This is a genomic window from Dorea sp. 210702-DFI.3.125 (assembly GCF_020560945.1).
Classification (GTDB): domain Bacteria; phylum Bacillota; class Clostridia; order Lachnospirales; family Lachnospiraceae; genus Dorea; species Dorea formicigenerans.
In genome coordinates, this window is record NZ_JAJCNF010000127.1 from 1 (window position 1) to 241 (window position 241).

1 tRNA gene is annotated in these 241 nt (G+C 47.3%); it reads right to left on the bottom strand.

Annotated features, from left to right (window positions below):
• Positions 1 to 72: 72 nt before the first annotated feature.
• Positions 73 to 154, bottom strand: a tRNA-Tyr gene (locus LI164_RS15835).
• Positions 155 to 241: the final 87 nt, after the last annotated feature.

Consider the following 241-nt stretch of genomic DNA (forward strand, 5'->3'; position numbering starts at 1 on the left):
AACCGATAACCTGCTGATTACAAATCAGCTGCTCTGCCAATTGAGCCACATCGGCGCAAGCCTTTAGGCTAATGGGTGGAGGTGGATTCGAACCACCGAAGCATTAAGCAGCAGATTTACAGTCTGTCCCCTTTGGCCACTCGGGAATCCACCCATATTCAATATAACTAACAACTTTTAAGTTGTAATGGGACCAATAGGGCTCGAACCTATGACCCTCTGCTTGTAAGGCAGATGCTCT